The sequence below is a fragment of the Pseudomonas sp. EYE_354 genome (assembly GCF_023148575.1).
Taxonomy (GTDB): Bacteria; Pseudomonadota; Gammaproteobacteria; order Pseudomonadales; family Pseudomonadaceae; genus Aquipseudomonas.
Window position 1 is genome coordinate 1 of sequence record NZ_JAHXNQ010000015.1, and the last position, 17076, is coordinate 17076.

Here is a 17076-nt window from a genome sequence, read left to right on the forward strand (position 1 = left end):
GACCTGTTCACGCTTGGGGTGTTCGCATGCCAATCTGAAGAAAAAGTCCTGGCCTTCCAGGTCGTGACGACCGCGCAGAATGCTCTCGACGATTTCAGGCACCGACTGATGCTGGTAGATACGGAACTGCCGGCCACGGTCGAGCAGGGTCAGACGTGGCTGCAAGGTAATCTCGTAGACAGCCTGATCGTTGGACCCGGACAGGCGTTTGAAGCCCGTGACCACGCCATACAGCGTACGCAGCGGTTTGATCGGCGGCGGGTTCAGGCTAAACAGCGGCAGCGTTCGGGGCGCGGCGTGCAGGCTGAAACTGGCGTCCTGGCCGAGCAGACTGTCGGCGGCCAGGTCACGTTCGGTGCTGGTGAACTCCACCCGATAAAGGAACGGCTGACTCAGGTGCTCCTGGCCGTCGAAGGCCAGGACATCGAGCTGGGCCGCCAGGTTGCGGACCCACAAAATGTGGCGGGTATGGTCGAAAAAAACGCTTGGTGAAACGCTGGAAGCCATGTCTCCAATCCCTGAGCTGCGAAAGCCCAAAGAGTAAAGATTGGTTATCGGTGATTAATGTCGGAAGATTCGACTTTTTAAGGAGGACGCTTCCCGATCTCGCCCTGGCCCTGGAAGCTGTCGATATGCCGATAGTCCAACTGCAACCCAACCGCCAGCGCTTGCGCCCGCCCCAACCGGATCGGGCCCCGCTCGATATCTACCAGCACCCCCGCACAGTCCAGCGCCGGCAAGCCGTTGATGTGCTTGAGTCGCCCGTCGGTAATGACCAGCACCTTCTGTTGCTCGGCCGGAAAACGCTTGCGCCGCGCCGCCAGCCACTGCTGCGCCTGGGTCAAGGCCGCCAGCAAGGGCGTCCCGCCACCCGCCCCCAGCTGCGCCAGCCAACCCGTCAAGCCTTTGGCCGCCTTGAGCCCTTGCACCTGCCAGGCGGGCGATTGGCCGCTGGCGGTCAACAGCGCCACGCGCGCCCGTTGCCGATAAGCGTCGTCAAACAGCTGGGCCAGCAGGCCCTTGGCATCGGTCAGGGCACGATGTCGTCGCGTGGACGCGGAGGCGTCGACAATCACCAGCCATAACTGATGCTCCGAACGACTGCGCAGGTGAAACCGCAGATCCTCGCGGCAGCGCGGCCGCCCTCCAAGCAGGGTGCCCGGCCAATTGATCGAACCCTGTTGTACGCTGCGAGCCTTGCCTTGCCTGCCTCTGTCCAATCGCCCCGCCTGGGGCCGGGCATCCGCCGCCGTGTCGGGTCGGGGACGAATGCCTAGGGCTTTTTTGGCCAGGTGGGCACCTCGCGGCGCGCCCCTGTAGGCAGGGGCGGCGCGGGCATGTCGCCCCACTGGCCCTGGCCGGGTGAGGTGTCGGAGGGTTGCGGTTGCGGGCGCTGGCCCTGATCCGGCGGGCTGGCCGGTGGCGACGAATCCTGGCGACGATGACGCAACGCAAATTCGGCCACGGCTTCGATGTCTTCCTCCGCGATTTCATCCGCGCCACGCCACGCCGCATGGGCTCTGGCCCCGCGCAGCCAGACGAGGTCGGCCCGCAGCCCGTCGACGCCGGCGGCAAAGCAGCGCTCGGTGATCTGCGCCAGCGCCCGGTCATCCAGGGCAATGCGCTCGAGCCGCGCCCGCGCCGCCGTGCAGCGCTCACGCAACGCGGTTTGTGCGGCCGCCCACTGCGCGCAGAACGCTTGCGGATCGCTGTCGAAATCCAGGCGTCGGCGGATGATCTGCCCGCGCTCGGCCGGCAAGGTTTGCCCACTCAGGGCCACATTAAAACCGAAGCGGTCGAGCAACTGCGGGCGTAACTCGCCCTCCTCCGGGTTCATCGTGCCGATCAGCACAAAACGCGCTGAATGCCGATGGGAGATACCGTCCCGCTCAATCAGGTTGGTGCCACTGGCGGCCACGTCGAGCAACAGGTCCACCAAGTGATCGGCGAGCAAATTGACCTCGTCGACGTACAGCACGCCGCCATCGGCCTTGGCCAGTACCCCAGGCGAAAACTGCGCGCGGCCTTCACTCAGCGCCGTGTCCAGATCAAGGGTGCCGACCAGGCGCTCTTCGGTGGCGCCCAAGGGCAGCGTGACAAACTGCCCGCTGGCCAACAGGTCGGCCAGGCCACGGGCCAGGGTGGACTTGGCCATGCCGCGCGGACCTTCGATCAGCACGCCGCCGATCTTTGGGTCGATGGCGGTCAGGCACAGCGCCAGTTTCAACGCGTCGGCGCCGACCACGGCGGACAGCGGGAAGTGGGGAATATCAGTCATCCGAGCTCTCTTTAATTCTGCAATACAGGCAAACATCCTGGATGAGTGGGCCTTGTGTCATGAGCACACCTTTTGTACGTAACAGGCCTGACGCAGGCACCCGACCCGTTTTTGTGGTGATCGGGCCCGGCATCGCCGCCTCAACTGTCTTCTTCTATATCCAGCAACAGGTTTTCCAGCGCCTCGCGGTACGCCCCCGGCTCCTGCCATTGGCCACGCTGCTGGGCTTCCAGCATGCGTTCAGTCATGTCCCGCAACGCGGCGGGGTTGTGCTGTTGCACAAAGGCCCGAGTGTCCGGGTCGAGCAGGTAAGCGTCGGTGAGCAAGGCGTATTGATGATCGTCGATCAAGCCGGTGGTGGCGTCGAAGGCGAACAGGTTGTCCACGGTTGCGGCCATTTCGAACGCGCCTTTGTAACCGTGGCGCTTCACCCCGTCGATCCACTTGGGGTTGGCGGCGCGGGAGCGGATTACCCGGTTGAGCTCTTCCTTCAAGGTGCGAACCTTTGGTAAGTCCGGCTGGCTATGGTCGCCATGGTAGCTGGCCGCCTTGTCACCGCTGAGGGTTTCCACGGCGGCAAGCATGCCGCCCTGGAATTGGTAGTAGTCGTTGGAATCGAGCAGGTCATGCTCGCGGTTGTCCTGGTTGTGCAATACGGCCTGCACCTGGCTCAAGCGCCTGGCGAATTGGCCACGGGCGGCGGTGCCTTCATCGGAACCGCCATAGGCGTAGCCGCCCCAGTTCAGGTAGACCTGCGCCAAGTCCTCACGGCTTTGCCACAGGCGCCCGTCAATTGCGCCTTGCACGCCGGCGCCATAGGCACCGGGCTTGGCGCCGAAGATGCGCCAACCGGCCTGTTTCGCGGCGGTGTCGACATCCACGCCGGAGGCGAGCAAGGCCAGGCGCTCACTGCGCACCTTGGCTGCCAACGGGTTCATATCGTCCGGCTCGTCCAGCGCCGCCACCGCCTGCACCGCCGCGTCGAACAAACGGATCAGGTTGGCGAATGCATCGCGGAAAAACCCGGACACACGCAAGGTCACGTCGACGCGCGGGCGGTCCAGCAGGCTGATGGGCAGGATCTCAAAGTCATCCACGCGCTGGCTGCCCGTGGCCCACACCGGACGCACGCCCATCAACGCCATGGCCTGGGCGATGTCATCGCCGCCGGTACGCATGGTCGCGGTGCCCCATACCGACAGGCCGAGTTGACGCAAGTGGTCACCATGATCCTGCAGATGCCGCTCCAGAATCAGGTTCGCCGACTGGAAGCCGATGCGCCAGGCCGTGGTGGTGGGCAGGTTGCGCACGTCCACGCTGAAAAAGTTGCGCCCCGTGGGCAGCACATCCAGACGCCCACGGCTCGGCGCGCCGCTGGGCCCTGCCGGCACGAAGCGGCCGCCCAGGGCGTCGAGCAAACCGCGCATTTCCGCCGGGCCGCAGGCATCCAGGCGCGGCGCCACCACGATGCGCAGGCTTTCGATCACCGCCTTCACGTCTTCCCAGCCGGGCTCTTCCAGCTGTTCCAGAGGGCCTTCCAGCGCCTGCTCGATCAACCGTGCCGCATACAACTCCAAGCGCTCTCGGGTGTCCCCGGCCGTGCGCCACAGTTGCGCATCGATACTCTGCAACACCGCCGGACGCGGCCCTGACCAGGGCTCGGCCAGGGCGCAGTCGAGCGGATCGAACCCCAGCGCGAACGCTTTGGCCAGCACCCGCAGCAGGCTCGATTGCGGACCACGGCCGTCGCCACGCGGGATGCGCAGCAAGGCCAGCAAGGTATCGATGCGCAGGCGGCCGGCGGGCGACTCGCCAAAGATATGCAGGCCGTCGCGGATCTGCGATTCCTTCAGGTCGCACAGGTAGGTGTCCAGGCGCGGCAGCCAGATCGCCGCGTCGGCGTCACCATCCAGCTCCAGCTCCTTGTCGATACGGGTTTCGCGCACCAGCTTGAGAATGTCTTTTTGCAGCTCACGGGCGCGGCGCGGGTCGAGCAGTTGTGCCTCGTAATACTCGTCCGCCAACAGCTCCAAGTCCCGCAGCGGCCCGTAGGTTTCGGCGCGGGTCAGCGGCGGCATCAGGTGATCGATGATCACCGCCTGGGTACGCCGCTTGGCCTGGGCGCCCTCGCCCGGGTCGTTGACGATAAACGGGTAGATATTCGGCAGCGGGCCCAACAGCGCGTCGGGCCAGCAGTTTTCCGACAGCCCCACGCCTTTGCCCGGCAGCCATTCGAGGTTGCCATGCTTGCCGACGTGGATCACGCCGTGGGCGCCGTAGGTGTGGCGCAACCAGAAATAGAACGCCAGGTAGCCGTGGGGCGGTACCAGGTCCGGGTCGTGGTACACCGCGCTGGCGTCCACTTGATATCCGCGCGCCGGCTGGATGCCGACGAACGTCAGGCCCAGGCGCAGGCCGGCGATCATCATGCGGCCGTCACGGCACATCGGGTCGTTGTGGGGCGTCCCCCAGCGTTCCAGCACGGCCTGGCGATTGGCCTCGGGCAAGCGCTGGAACATCGCCTCATAGTCGTCCAGGCCCAGGCTTTGGTGGCAGGGGCGCAGGTCGAGGCTGTCGAGGTCGTTGGTGACGCCGCCGAGCAGCTCATGGATCAGGGCCGTGCCGCTGTCCGGTAACGCGTGCGGCAGCGGATACCCTTCGGCTTGCAGGGCCCGCAGGATATTCAGCGCCGCCGCCGGGGTGTCCAGGCCAACCCCATTGCCGATGCGGCCATCGCGGGTCGGGTAGTTGGCCAGCACCAGCGCGATGCGTTTATCCGCGTTCGGCACCCGCGCCAGCTCGACCCAGCGCCGTGCCAGCTCGGCGACAAAATCCATGCGCTCGGGCGCGGCGCGGTAGCACACCACATCCGACTGGCTGCGCTCGCTGCGCCAGGCCAGGTCCTTGAAGCTGATCGGCCGACTGATAATGCGCCCGTCCAGCTCCGGCAAGGCAATGTGCATCGCCAGGTCGCGCGGGCCCAGGCCCTGTTCGCTGGCCTGCCAGCCGGGCTGGTTGTCTTGGGCGCAAATGGCCTGGATCACCGGGATATTGCGGCGAAATGGGCGCAAATGCGGGGCTTCCGGGCTGGACTGGGCAAACCCGGTGGTGTTGAGGATCACCGGCGCGCCGACCTCGTCCAGCAGGTCCTCGACCACCGTCAGGCAGCCGGGCTCTTTAAGGCTGGCCACCGCGATCGGCAACGGGTTGAGGCCCGCGGCCTGCAAACGTTGGCAGAACACGTCAATAAAAGCGGTATTGGCCGCCTGCAAGTGGGAACGGTAGAACAACACCGCCGCCACGGGATGATCGGCCTGCCACTCCCTCTGCCAGTCATTGAGACGGGCATTGGCGCAATGGGGGTGATAAATCGCGGTGCGCGGCAGCGTTTGCGGCTCGGCCCACGGGTATTCGCGCCCCAGATAACCACTGGCCAGGCAGCGGTAAAAATCCAGCGCGTTGGCCAGGCCGCCCTGGCGCAGGAAGCGCCAGAGACGGTCGCGTTGCTCGGCATTGACCGTGCTCAGGCCGCTGAGCTCCGGGTCTGGACGGTCATCCCCCGGCACCAGGATCAGCGTGACGCCGCGCTCGGCCAGCTCGACCAAACGCTCGATGCCGTAGCGCCAGTAGCCAATGCCGCCGTGCAGGGAGATCAGGATGACTTTGGCGTGGCGCAGTACTTCGTCGACGTACAGATCGACCGAGGCATGGTTCTGCACCTGCATCGGGTTGGCTAGGCGCAGGCTGGGGTAATCCTCAGGCAACTGCTGCGCCGCTTCGGCCAGCAGCGCCAGGCTGGAATCGCCGCTGCACAGGATCACCAGCTCGGCGGGGGTTTGGCCAAGGTCGGCAATATTGTCGTCCGCGACGAAACCGCCGGGCTGGGTCCTGAGCAGGTGCATGGCTTAAACGCTGAGCGCGGCGCGCAACTGCGCTTCAAGGCTGGCGGCGTCGAGCGCCTGGCCGATCAGCACCAGGCGTGTGACGCGCGCTTCGTCGGCGCCCCAGGCACGGTCGAAGTGCTTGTCGAAACGCGTGCCCACGCCCTGGATCAGCAGGCGCATCGGTTTGTTCGGGATCGCGGCAAACCCTTTGATGCGCAGGATGCCGTGCTGCACCACCAACTGGTTCAGGGCGTTGAGCAGCATCGCTTCGTCGGCCTGGGGCAGGTCAATGGAGATGGAGTCGAACGCATCGTGGTCGTGATCATCTTCACCGTCGTGGTGATGATCGTGATGGCTGTGGCGACCGTCGATGTGCTCTTCGGAGCCGGCACCCAGGCCGATCAACACGTCCAGCGGCAGGCGACCGCTGCTGGCTTCGATGACTTTTACTGCCGGCGGCAGCTCTTCGGCGACTTCCAGGCGCACACGGGCCAGGTCTTCGGGGCTGATCAGGTCGGCCTTGTTGAGGATCACCAGGTCGGCACTGGCCAGTTGGTCGGCGAACAGCTCGTGCAGCGGCGATTCATGATCCAGGTTCGGGTCCAGTTTGCGCTGGGCGTCGACTTGATCAGGGAACGCGGCGAAGGTGCCGGCGGCCACGGCCGGGCTGTCGACCACGGTGATCACCGCGTCAACCGTGCAGGCGCTGCGGATTTCCGGCCACTGGAAGGCTTGCACCAGGGGTTTTGGCAGCGCCAGGCCCGAAGTTTCGATAAGAATATGGTCGAGGTCGCCGCGACGGGCGACCAGCTCACGCATCACCGGGAAGAACTCTTCCTGCACGGTGCAGCACAGGCAGCCGTTGGCCAACTCGTAGACGCGGCCATTGGCTTCTTCTTCGGTGCAACCGATGGAGCACTGCTTGAGGATGTCGCCGTCGATACCCAACTCGCCGAATTCGTTGACGATCACGGCGATGCGACGGCCCTGGGCATTGTCGAGCATGTGGCGCAGCAACGTGGTTTTGCCCGAACCGAGAAAGCCGGTGACGATGGTGACGGGAAGTTTGGCCAGTGTTTTCATCGGATGCCCTTTGGGGCGGGCATACGGGACGATAGGCCCTGCGGCGCGGCGCAGAAGCGGATTTCGTCACCGGATCACCCCGCCCGGTTGAAGTAGAAAATCGGTTACGAGGCAGGTCTCCTGGCTTCGGGCTTGCGGGTCACAGGACCGGCGCCGACTGCGCCTTCCCGCCGGTTCAGGCAGTGGCGTGGCAGTCGGAAAACCCTTCACAGTTGCGGGGGCAGCCGCGGCTTGAACCGCGTTCCCTTCTTAGCTTCGGCCTGGGCCGAAGAACCTCGAAGGTGCAAGGCTACAGGGGCTCGGCCCATTTGACTACCGCCGTTCTGCATGCTTTCCTACACGCCTTGTTTCGGGTGCCCTTCACAGGGTGAAACGGGAAACCGGTGCGTCATACACCTATGACCAGTCCGGTGCTGCCCCCGCAACGGTAAGCGAGCGAAGCGTCAAATCCACTGTGCATCAGCATGGGAAGGAGACGCTTGATCAGGCCCCACTCCTTCTCAGGAGCGCCCCTCGCAAGCCCGGAGACCGGCCCGAAAAATTCAGATAACAAACCCGCGGTGGGCGGGCGCTGTTCAGAACCCTGCGTGCCTGGCTCGCGGGGTTTTCATGCGCTCGTTTCACCCTGACACCTGATAGGGACGCGCCATGTCGATCATCAGCAGCACCTCGCACACCGCCAGCCAGACCACCACGCTCAGTCAACGCCTGACCGCCGCCATCGGCGCGTCGATCCTCGGCGCGTGCCTGGTGTATTTCGCCGGTTTCTCGCATATCGAGGCGGTGCATAACGCCGCCCACGATACCCGCCACAGCGCCGCGTTCCCGTGCCATTGAGAGCTGACGACATGATCAAGCGTATTGCGCAAACCGCAGGGTTCAGCGGCCTGCTGGCCGCCCTGCTGCTGACCCTGCTGCAAAGCTTCTGGGTCGCCCCGCTGATTCTGCAGGCGGAAACCTTTGAACACGCCCCGGCAGCCGCCGAAGTGGCCCATGATCACGGCGCAGGGGCTGCGACCCACAGCCACGACGCCGAAGCCTGGGAGCCGCAAGATGGCTGGCAGCGCGTGCTGTCCACCACCGGCGGCAATCTGGTGGTAGCGGTGGGTTTCGCGCTGATGCTGGCCGGTCTCTACACCTTGCGCACGCCAACCCGCACCGCTCAAGGCCTGCTGTGGGGCCTGGCCGGGTATGCGACCTTCGTGCTGGCGCCGACCCTGGGCCTGCCGCCTGAACTGCCGGGCACCGCCGCCGCCGACCTGGCACTGCGCCAGAGCTGGTGGATCGGCACAGCCGCCTCGACCGCAGCCGGCATTGCGCTGATCGTGTTCGGCCGCAGTTGGCTGCTCAAAGTGCTCGGCGCAGCCATTCTCGCCGTGCCCCATGTGATTGGAGCGCCGCAACCGGAAGTGCATTCGATGCTGGCCCCGGAGGCTCTCGAAGCCCAATTCAAGATCGCGTCGCAGTTGACCAACGTGGTGTTCTGGCTCGCCCTGGGCCTGATCAGTGCCTGGCTGTTCCGCCGCAACCGCAACGACCAATACTCGGCATGACCTATGTGGTCGGCCTGGGTTGCCAGCGGGGTTGTGACGTGCACACCCTGCTGGCACTGTTTGACAGCGCCCTCGCCGAGGGCGGAATCGAGCGCCACTGCATCAGCGCGCTGGCCAGCATCGATCGCAAACAGGATGAGCCAGGGCTGCTGGCATTGGCTCAACGGCTGGGCCTGCCCTTGCACTGCTTCAGCGCCAAGCAATTGGCTGCTTATGAGGGCCGGCTTAGCCACAAGTCTGCCGTCGCGTTCGCCCATACCGGCTGTTACGGGATCGCCGAAAGCGCCGCTCTGGCCTTGGCCGAACAGCGCGGCGGCGCCCCTGCCCGACTGCTGATTACCCGCAAAAAAACCACGCAGGTCACCTTCGCGCTGGCCTGCGCCGATTAGAATCCCCAGAATCGCCCTTTCCGATCATGAGCAACATTCATGCTCGCCCGCTTTTTCACAGGAATTGTCCATGACCGTCTACTTCATCGGTGCCGGCCCCGGCGACCCGGAATTGATCACCGTCAAAGGCCAGCGCCTGATCCGCAGTTGCCCGGTGATCATTTATGCCGGCTCATTGGTGCCCGCCGCCGTCCTGGAGGGGCACCAGGCGCAGCAGGTGGTCAACAGTGCCGAACTGCACCTGGCGCAGATCATCGACCTGATCAAAGCCGCCCATGCCAACGGCCAGGACGTGGCGCGCGTGCATTCCGGCGACCCCAGCCTGTATGGCGCGATCGGCGAGCAGATCCGCCATTTGCGCGAGCTGGGCATCCCGTTCCAGATCATCCCCGGCGTCACCGCAGTGGCCGCCTGCGCGGCGTTGCTTGAGGCCGAACTGACCCTGCCGGACATCGCCCAAAGCGTGATATTGACCCGCTACGCCGACAAAACCAGCATGCCCGCCGGCGAGGACTTCGCCAGCCTGGCCCGTCACGGCACGACCATGGCGATTCATTTGGGGGTCAACCATCTGCAGAAGATCGTCGCCGAGTTGCTGCCGCACTATGGCGCCGATTGCCCGATCGCCGTGGTGCATCGGGCTACCTGGCCGGATCAGGACCTGGCGATGGGGACACTCGCTGATATCGCCGAGAAAGTGGCGGCCAAGGGGTTTCGGCGCACGGCGTTGATTGTGGTGGGTCGGGTGCTGTCAGGTGACGGTTTCAGTGAGTCGTCGCTGTATCGCGCCGGGCACGCGCACCTTTATCGATCTTGATAAACCACGCGATGTTAATCCGATAACTCGTTGATAGTTATATATAACCTATAAAAATCGTTTCGCCATGCGCGCACGTGGAAAAATCAATCCGATTTATCAAGAAAACCATTTAAACCACTGATTCATAAGCAAAAAAAACGGCGCTCACGAGGCGCCGTTTTTTGCTCGCAGTGAACGCCTTACTCAGTAGTAGGCGTTTTCTTTCTGCGTATGGTCAGTCACATCGCGCACGCCTTTAAGCTCGGGAATACGCTCGAGCAAGGTACGCTCGATGCCTTCACGCAGGGTCACGTCCGCCTGGCCGCAGCCCTGGCAGCCGCCGCCGAACTTCAAGACCGCAATGCCGTCATCGACCACATCGATCAGACTGACCTGACCGCCGTGGCTGGCAAGCCCAGGGTTGATCTCGGTTTGCAGGTAGTAGTTGATGCGCTCGTTGACCGGGCTGTCGGCGTTGACGTTCGGCACCTTGGCGTTGGGCGCCTTGATGGTCAACTGGCCACCCATACGGTCGGTGGCGTAGTCGACGACCGCGTCGTCCAGGAACGCTTCGCTGAAGCTGTCGATATACGCGGTGAAGCTTTTGAGCCCCAGGGCGGTGTCTTCAGGCTTCTCTTCACCGGGCTTGCAGTAGGCAATGCAGGTCTCGGCGTATTGGGTGCCGGGCTGGGTGATGAAGACGCGGATGCCGATTCCTGGGGTGTTCTGCTTGGACAGCAGGTCAGCCAGGTAATCGTGGGCGGCGTCGGTAATGGTTATGGCAGTCATGGAAACTCCTCACAGGCTTGCCGGCAGTTTACGCCAAAATATTACGCAGGTACAAAGTCCGAGTATTTTTGTCGGAAAAGCACCGACCTGCCTGTCAGAGGTTTTCATAGCGATTCATGTCCAGCACACCCTCTTCGACCGGCGTGGTCTCGCGGACGTACCGCGACAAGTCGTGAAAATACTGCCAGAACAGCGGATGACTGCGGCGCACGCCCCAGCGATCAACAATGGCTTCGAACTGGTTGGTGTCCCTGGCCTGCTCCATCTGCGAGACAAATGCCGGCACGTCGTGGACTGGCACATTGAACAGGAAGTTCGGGTAGCTGCTGAGCACGCCTGGGTAGAGGGTCAGGGTGTCCAGGCCTGGCTGATAGCGATACGCCTCACCCAGCAGGAACGCCACGTTACTGTGGGCGCGGTTGCGCAGCAGGCTATAGATCTCACGCTTGCCCCCGGCCGTTTCGATGCGCAGCATCGTTGCTTCGGGCAATTGCTCGATCACCTTGAGCCCCGCCGCCGGGCGCGCGGTCAGGCGACTGAGGGCCTGCTCCGCATCCCGCAATGCCGGGTCAATGCCGTCACGTGAGCAATAGGCCCCCGCGCAGCGGTTGATCGGGTCCGGGCTGGCATTCAGATCGCCGTAACGGCTGAGCAACTGGGTGGCAAAGTCACGCTTGGGGTCTTTTTCGTCCAGGTGCAGGCCGCTGGGTTTGTCGTTATCAATCGCTTCGTAGTCCATCCATAGCTTGATCTTGCCGCTGTTCTGGTACCAATCATCCATAAAGGCGTCGCGGCTATCGGCGGGCATCAGCCGGAGGAAGTTCTGCTCGGCGCCGTTGCGGATCAGGTCGAAATACAGACGAGTCTGGGCCTGGTGCGACACATTGCCGAACACGTCGAAATTCACCGCCAACTGGTAATAGGTGCGCTCCAGCAGCGGGAAATCGAACAGCCACAGCGTCTGCGGTATCTCGCCGATCAGGCCCTTGTTCACCGAAGCACTGTCGAAGTGGCGGAAGATGCTCAGCAAGGCGTTGTCATTGCCCGCCCACAGGGTGGACCAACCGGGTGGCGGCAGGTCGGCGTAGCTGTCGCGGCGCAAGGCCTCGTATTCATTGCGCTTGTCGCGGTATTTGAGCCACAGGCTCAGCACACTGCCGACGTCATCAATCTGCCCCGGCATCGCCAGTAACGGCGTCGTCTGGCCGCGATACCGCGCATCGGTGATGTACAAATCGTGGTCCGGGTCCTGGAACAGGGTCCAGAAGTTATCGCGGATCACGTCCGTGGCGATCTGCCCACGGCACACCGGCCCACGAATAAAGGTGCGCACGAAATATTCGGCATTATCGAGCATGAACTGGTAACGCGCCTTGGCGGGGATAGCCTCGAACGTTTCGAACGGGTTGGCGCGATGGCCCGGCCCGTAACCCGGCAAGGCATTGACCTGCCAGTTATCGGCGTAGAACAACGCCTTGGTGCGTGCCATTTTCTGGGTACTGAACGGGTAAGTGATGTGGGTTTTGTGCACGATCACGCCCTGCACCGGCCATAGACGGTAGTACACGCGGGTGCCGGGGTCATCGTTCGGCCGGCGCGTATTGATCAGGTCGATCGGCTGACCGCTCGGCGTACGCGAGCGCACCCACTGAAAGAAATGCCCCGGTTCGCCGCCCTCAAAGTAGATATGCGCCAGAAACAAATGCTCGTACAGCCAGCGCGCCACCAGGCTTTCACGGGCGCCGGGCTGGTTGAACAGGTTTTCCCATTGCTGCACTTGCAAGGCTTCACCGGCGCTCGGCACCAGGCCCTGCTCGTCAATCGGTGCGCCGGCAGCCAGCCAGCGCTGCAGGGTCTGGTATTGCTGATCCGTCAGGCCGGTGACCGCCAGCGGCATGCCTTCCCTGGGATGGGCGCCGGCGTAGGCGTTGAACTCGCCGGGCATGGCGCACGTATTGTCGCGATTGAGGCCCAATACAATCTCGTCGGGCAGCTTGGCGTTGGGCTGCAACGGCGTGTTATGGCCCAATTCGAGCATGCGCGCCATCAGCGCAGCCTGGGTGCCCTGGGCATCGAGCACTGAGTAAAAACCCTTCTGTTGCCAGGCCTGTTTGCCGAAGGCGTCATAAAACAGTCGAGTGGTCGGCGTCGCCTGGCTGCGTTCCCCGTCATACACCAGCGCTTTGCTCGCGCCGCGTGACGCGCCCTCGGCACTGCCCAGGTTGAGCTGGCAGGCGGAGTCGTAGCACGCGTGGCAGGCCACACACTTTTCGGTGAAGATCGGTTGAATGTCGCGGGTGTAGGAGATCGCCGGGGCGGCGTCCTGGGCCTGTGCAACGCAGGCGAGCAGCGCCAGGACAGCCGTGGTGGTGAGGCGAAGTGACATGTGGCCGGTCCCGATTCAATGCGTGCGCTGAAAAATTGGCGATGATTCTACCGGGCCAGCCCTCCTCGCAACATGAGTGATATTCATGCAAAAGCTGCGCATGCCGCAAATCGGCACAGGTTTGTTATGATCCACGCCCTCCGTAATGCCTGACCAGAGTAGTCCCATGTCCGATCGTAGCGCTCGTCTGCACGCCCTTCACCACGCCCTCAAGGAACGTATCCTGATCCTCGACGGCGGCATGGGCACGATGATCCAGAGCTATAAGCTGGAGGAACAGGACTACCGTGGCAAACGCTTCGCCGATTGGCCGAGCGACGTCAAAGGCAACAACGACTTGCTGGTGCTGACCCGCTCCGACGTGATCGGTGGGATCGAGAAGGCTTACCTGGATGCCGGTGCCGACATCCTTGAAACCAACACCTTCAACGCCACGCGCATCTCCATGGCCGACTACGGCATGGAAGAACTGGCCTACGAGCTGAACGTCGAAGGCGCACGCCTGGCGCGCAGAATCGCCGATGCCAAGACCGCCGAGAACCCGGACAAGCCACGCTTCGTCGCCGGCGTGCTCGGCCCGACCAGCCGCACCTGCTCGCTGTCACCGGACGTGAACAACCCCGGCTACCGCAACGTCACGTTCGATGAACTGGTGGAGAACTACACCGAGGCCACCAAAGGCCTGATCGAAGGCGGCGCCGATCTGATCCTGATCGAAACCATCTTCGACACCCTCAACGCCAAGGCCGCGATCTTTGCCGTGCAGGGTGTATTCGAAGAATTGGGCATCGAACTGCCGATCATGATCTCCGGCACCATCACCGACGCGTCCGGCCGCACCCTCTCGGGCCAGACCACCGAAGCGTTCTGGAACTCCGTGGCCCACGCCAAGCCGATCTCGGTGGGCCTGAACTGCGCCCTGGGCGCTAGCGAGCTGCGCCCGTACCTGGAAGAGCTGTCCAACAAAGCCAACACCCATGTGTCTGCGCACCCTAATGCCGGCCTGCCCAACGAATTCGGCGAATACGACGAGCTGCCCTCGGAAACCGCAAACGTCATCGAAGAGTTCGCCCAGAGTGGCTTCCTCAATATCGTCGGCGGCTGCTGCGGCACCACCCCAGGCCACATCGAAGCAATCGCCAAGGCCGTGGCCGGTTATGCGCCGCGCCCGATCCCGGACATCCCCAAGGCCTGCCGCCTCTCGGGCCTGGAGCCGTTCACCATCGACCGCAGCTCGCTGTTCGTCAACGTCGGCGAACGCACCAACATCACCGGCTCGGCCAAGTTCGCGCGCCTGATCCGCGAGGACAACTACACCGAAGCCCTGGAAGTCGCCCTGCAGCAGGTGGAAGCCGGCGCCCAGGTGATCGACATCAATATGGACGAGGGCATGCTCGACTCGAAGAAGGCCATGGTGACCTTCCTCAACCTGATTGCCGGCGAGCCGGACATCTCCCGCGTGCCGATCATGATCGACTCCTCCAAGTGGGAAGTCATTGAGGCGGGCCTCAAGTGCATCCAGGGCAAAGGCATCGTCAACTCCATCAGCATGAAGGAAGGCGTCGAGCAGTTCATTCACCACGCCAAGCTGTGCAAGCGCTACGGCGCGGCGGTGGTGGTGATGGCGTTCGACGAAGCCGGCCAGGCCGACACCGAAGCGCGCAAGAAAGAGATCTGCAAACGCTCCTACGACATCCTGGTGAATGAGGTGGGCTTCCCGCCGGAAGACATCATCTTCGACCCGAACATTTTTGCGGTCGCCACCGGTATCGAAGAGCACAACAACTACGCCGTCGACTTTATCAACGCCTGCGCTTATATCCGCGACGAACTGCCCTACGCACTGACCTCCGGCGGCGTGTCCAACGTGTCGTTCTCGTTCCGTGGCAACAACCCGGTGCGTGAGGCGATCCACTCGGTGTTCCTGCTGTATGCGATCCGCGCGGGCCTGACCATGGGTATCGTCAACGCCGGCCAGCTGGAGATCTACGACCAGATCCCGGCCGAGCTGCGCGACGCGGTGGAAGACGTGGTGCTCAACCGCACCCCGGACGGCACCGACGCCCTGCTCGCCATCGCCGACAATTACAAGGGCGACGGCAGCGTCAAGGAAGCCGAAACCGAAGAATGGCGTGGCTGGCCGGTGAACAAGCGCCTGGAACACGCGCTGGTCAAAGGCATCACCACGCACATTGTCGAAGACACCGAGGAATCCCGGCAGTCGTTCGCGCGCCCGATCGAAGTGATCGAAGGGCCGCTGATGTCCGGTATGAATATCGTCGGCGACCTGTTCGGCGCCGGCAAAATGTTCCTGCCCCAGGTGGTGAAGTCCGCCCGTGTCATGAAGCAGGCCGTGGCCCACTTGATCCCGTTCATCGAGCTGGAAAAAGGCGACAAGCCGGAAGCCAAGGGCAAGATCCTGATGGCCACGGTCAAGGGCGACGTGCACGACATCGGCAAGAACATTGTCGGCGTGGTGCTCGGTTGCAACGGCTATGACATCGTCGACCTGGGCGTGATGGTGCCGGCGGAAAAAATTCTGCAGGTGGCCAGGGAGCAGAAGTGCGACATCATCGGCCTGTCCGGTCTGATCACACCGTCCCTGGACGAGATGGTGCACGTGGCCCGCGAGATGCAGCGCCAAGACTTCCACCTGCCACTGATGATCGGCGGCGCAACCACCTCCAAGGCGCACACGGCGGTAAAGATCGAGCCCAAGTACAGCAACGACGCAGTGATCTACGTCACCGACGCCTCGCGCGCAGTCGGCGTGGCCACCCAGTTGTTGTCAAAAGAGCTGAAGGCCGGTTTCGTCGAGAAAACCCGCCTGGAGTACGTGGATGTGCGTGAGCGCACGGCCAACCGCAGCGCGCGCACTGAACGCCTGAGCTACGCGGCGGCCGTCGCCAAGAAACCGCAGTTCGACTGGGCCGGCTACACCCCGGTGGTGCCAACCTTTACCGGTGCCAAGGTGCTGGACAACATCGACCTCAAGGTGCTGGCCGAGTACATCGACTGGACGCCGTTCTTTATTTCCTGGGACCTGGCCGGCAAGTTCCCGCGCATCCTCACCGATGAAGTGGTTGGCGAAGCCGCCACCGCGCTGTACGCCGATGCCAGGGAAATGCTCAGGAAGCTGATCGACGAAAAACTCATCAGCGCCCGTGCCGTGTTCGGTTTCTGGCCGGCCAACCAGGTGAACGACGATGACCTGGAAGTCTACGCTGACGACGGCAAGCCGCTGACCACCCTGCATCACCTGCGCCAACAGATCATCAAGACCGATGGCAAGCCGAACTTCTCCCTGGCCGACTTCGTCGCGCCCAAGGACAGCGGCGTCACCGACTACGTGGGTGGGTTTATCACCACGGCCGGCATCGGTGCCGAAGAAGTGGCCAAGGCCTATCAGGACGCGGGCGACGACTACAACTCGATCATGGTCAAGGCACTGGCCGACCGCTTGGCTGAAGCCTGCGCCGAATGGCTGCACCAGCAAGTGCGTAAAGACTACTGGGGTTATGCCAAGGACGAGCAGCTGGATAACGAGGCGCTGATCAAGGAACAGTACAGCGGCATCCGCCCTGCCCCCGGCTACCCCGCGTGCCCGGACCACACCGAGAAAGCCCAGTTGTTCCAACTGCTCGACCCACAAGCACGCGAAATGCAAGCCGGCCGCAGCGGCGTGTTCCTGACCGAGCACTACGCGATGTTCCCGGCGGCAGCGGTCAGCGGCTGGTACTTTGCCCACCCGCAGGCGCAGTACTTTGCCGTGGGCAAGGTCGATAAGGACCAAGTGGTCAGCTACACCGCGCGCAAAGGCCAGGACCTGGCCGTGACCGAGCGCTGGTTGGCGCCGAATCTGGGCTACGACAACTAAGCTCGGCGCGATTGTCTATGCTGTCCCTCACACACCGG

General features: G+C 63.4%; 12 protein-coding genes and 2 riboswitches. Of the genes, 5 read left to right on the forward strand and 7 right to left on the reverse strand.

Features of this window, described 5'->3' with window-relative positions:
* From KZX66_RS19945 to cobW, 5 genes are all read right to left on the reverse strand, one after another.
* A partial coding sequence (locus KZX66_RS19945) for a contractile injection system protein, VgrG/Pvc8 family (RefSeq protein WP_248082522.1) occupies positions 1–507 on the reverse strand: 507 nt, incomplete at its 3' end.
* A 77-nt stretch (positions 508–584) separates the two neighbouring features.
* Entirely contained in the window at positions 585–1220 is a 636-nt protein-coding gene (locus KZX66_RS19950) for a VWA domain-containing protein (RefSeq protein WP_248082523.1), read from the reverse strand.
* A 53-nt stretch (positions 1221–1273) separates the two neighbouring features.
* Positions 1274–2278, reverse strand: coding sequence for an AAA family ATPase (locus tag KZX66_RS19955; protein WP_248082524.1), 1005 nt, complete (start codon positions 2276–2278; stop codon positions 1274–1276).
* Positions 2279–2418: 140 nt separating this feature from the next.
* Entirely contained in the window at positions 2419–6180 is a 3762-nt protein-coding gene (gene cobN / locus KZX66_RS19960; protein ID WP_248082525.1) for a cobaltochelatase subunit CobN, read from the reverse strand.
* A gap of 3 nt (positions 6181–6183) precedes the next feature.
* A complete protein-coding gene (cobW, locus tag KZX66_RS19965) occupies positions 6184–7245 on the reverse strand; it encodes a cobalamin biosynthesis protein CobW (protein WP_282446004.1) in 1062 nt (353 codons plus the stop codon).
* Between the two features lie 92 nt (positions 7246–7337).
* Positions 7338–7538, reverse strand: a riboswitch (cobalamin riboswitch).
* A gap of 41 nt (positions 7539–7579) precedes the next feature.
* Positions 7580–7797, forward strand: a riboswitch (cobalamin riboswitch).
* A gap of 96 nt (positions 7798–7893) precedes the next feature.
* Here cobW and KZX66_RS19970 point away from each other — a divergent pair.
* The 4 genes from KZX66_RS19970 to cobM all read left to right on the forward strand — a co-directional run bounded on the left by KZX66_RS19970 (position 7894) and on the right by cobM (position 10004).
* Positions 7894–8082 (forward strand): CbtB-domain containing protein, encoded by a 189-nt coding sequence (locus KZX66_RS19970; protein WP_248082527.1) that lies wholly within the window; start codon positions 7894–7896, stop codon positions 8080–8082.
* A gap of 11 nt (positions 8083–8093) precedes the next feature.
* Positions 8094–8798 (forward strand): CbtA family protein, encoded by a 705-nt coding sequence (locus KZX66_RS19975; protein ID WP_248082529.1) that lies wholly within the window; start codon positions 8094–8096, stop codon positions 8796–8798.
* On the forward strand, positions 8795–9187 hold the full coding sequence (locus KZX66_RS19980) for a cobalamin biosynthesis protein (RefSeq protein ID WP_248082531.1): 393 nt from the start codon (positions 8795–8797) through the stop codon (positions 9185–9187). Before KZX66_RS19975 ends, KZX66_RS19980 begins: the two co-directional genes overlap by 4 nt.
* A 70-nt stretch (positions 9188–9257) precedes the next feature.
* Positions 9258–10004, forward strand: a complete 747-nt coding sequence (gene cobM, locus KZX66_RS19985; RefSeq protein ID WP_248082533.1) for a precorrin-4 C(11)-methyltransferase — start codon at positions 9258–9260, stop codon at positions 10002–10004.
* Between the two features lie 186 nt (positions 10005–10190).
* Here the strand turns inward: cobM and nfuA are convergent, their stop codons facing one another.
* The gene (gene nfuA, locus KZX66_RS19990) at positions 10191–10775 is read right to left on the reverse strand and encodes a Fe-S biogenesis protein NfuA (protein ID WP_248082535.1); all 585 of its coding nucleotides are present in this window, start codon (positions 10773–10775) and stop codon (positions 10191–10193) included.
* A gap of 94 nt (positions 10776–10869) precedes the next feature.
* Entirely contained in the window at positions 10870–13161 is a 2292-nt protein-coding gene (locus KZX66_RS19995; protein ID WP_248082537.1) for a fatty acid cis/trans isomerase, read from the reverse strand.
* A gap of 166 nt (positions 13162–13327) precedes the next feature.
* On the opposite strand from KZX66_RS19995, the gene metH reads away from it, so the two are divergent.
* Positions 13328–17038, forward strand: a complete 3711-nt coding sequence (gene metH / locus KZX66_RS20000) for a methionine synthase (RefSeq protein ID WP_248082540.1) — start codon at positions 13328–13330, stop codon at positions 17036–17038.
* Positions 17039–17076: the final 38 nt, after the last annotated feature.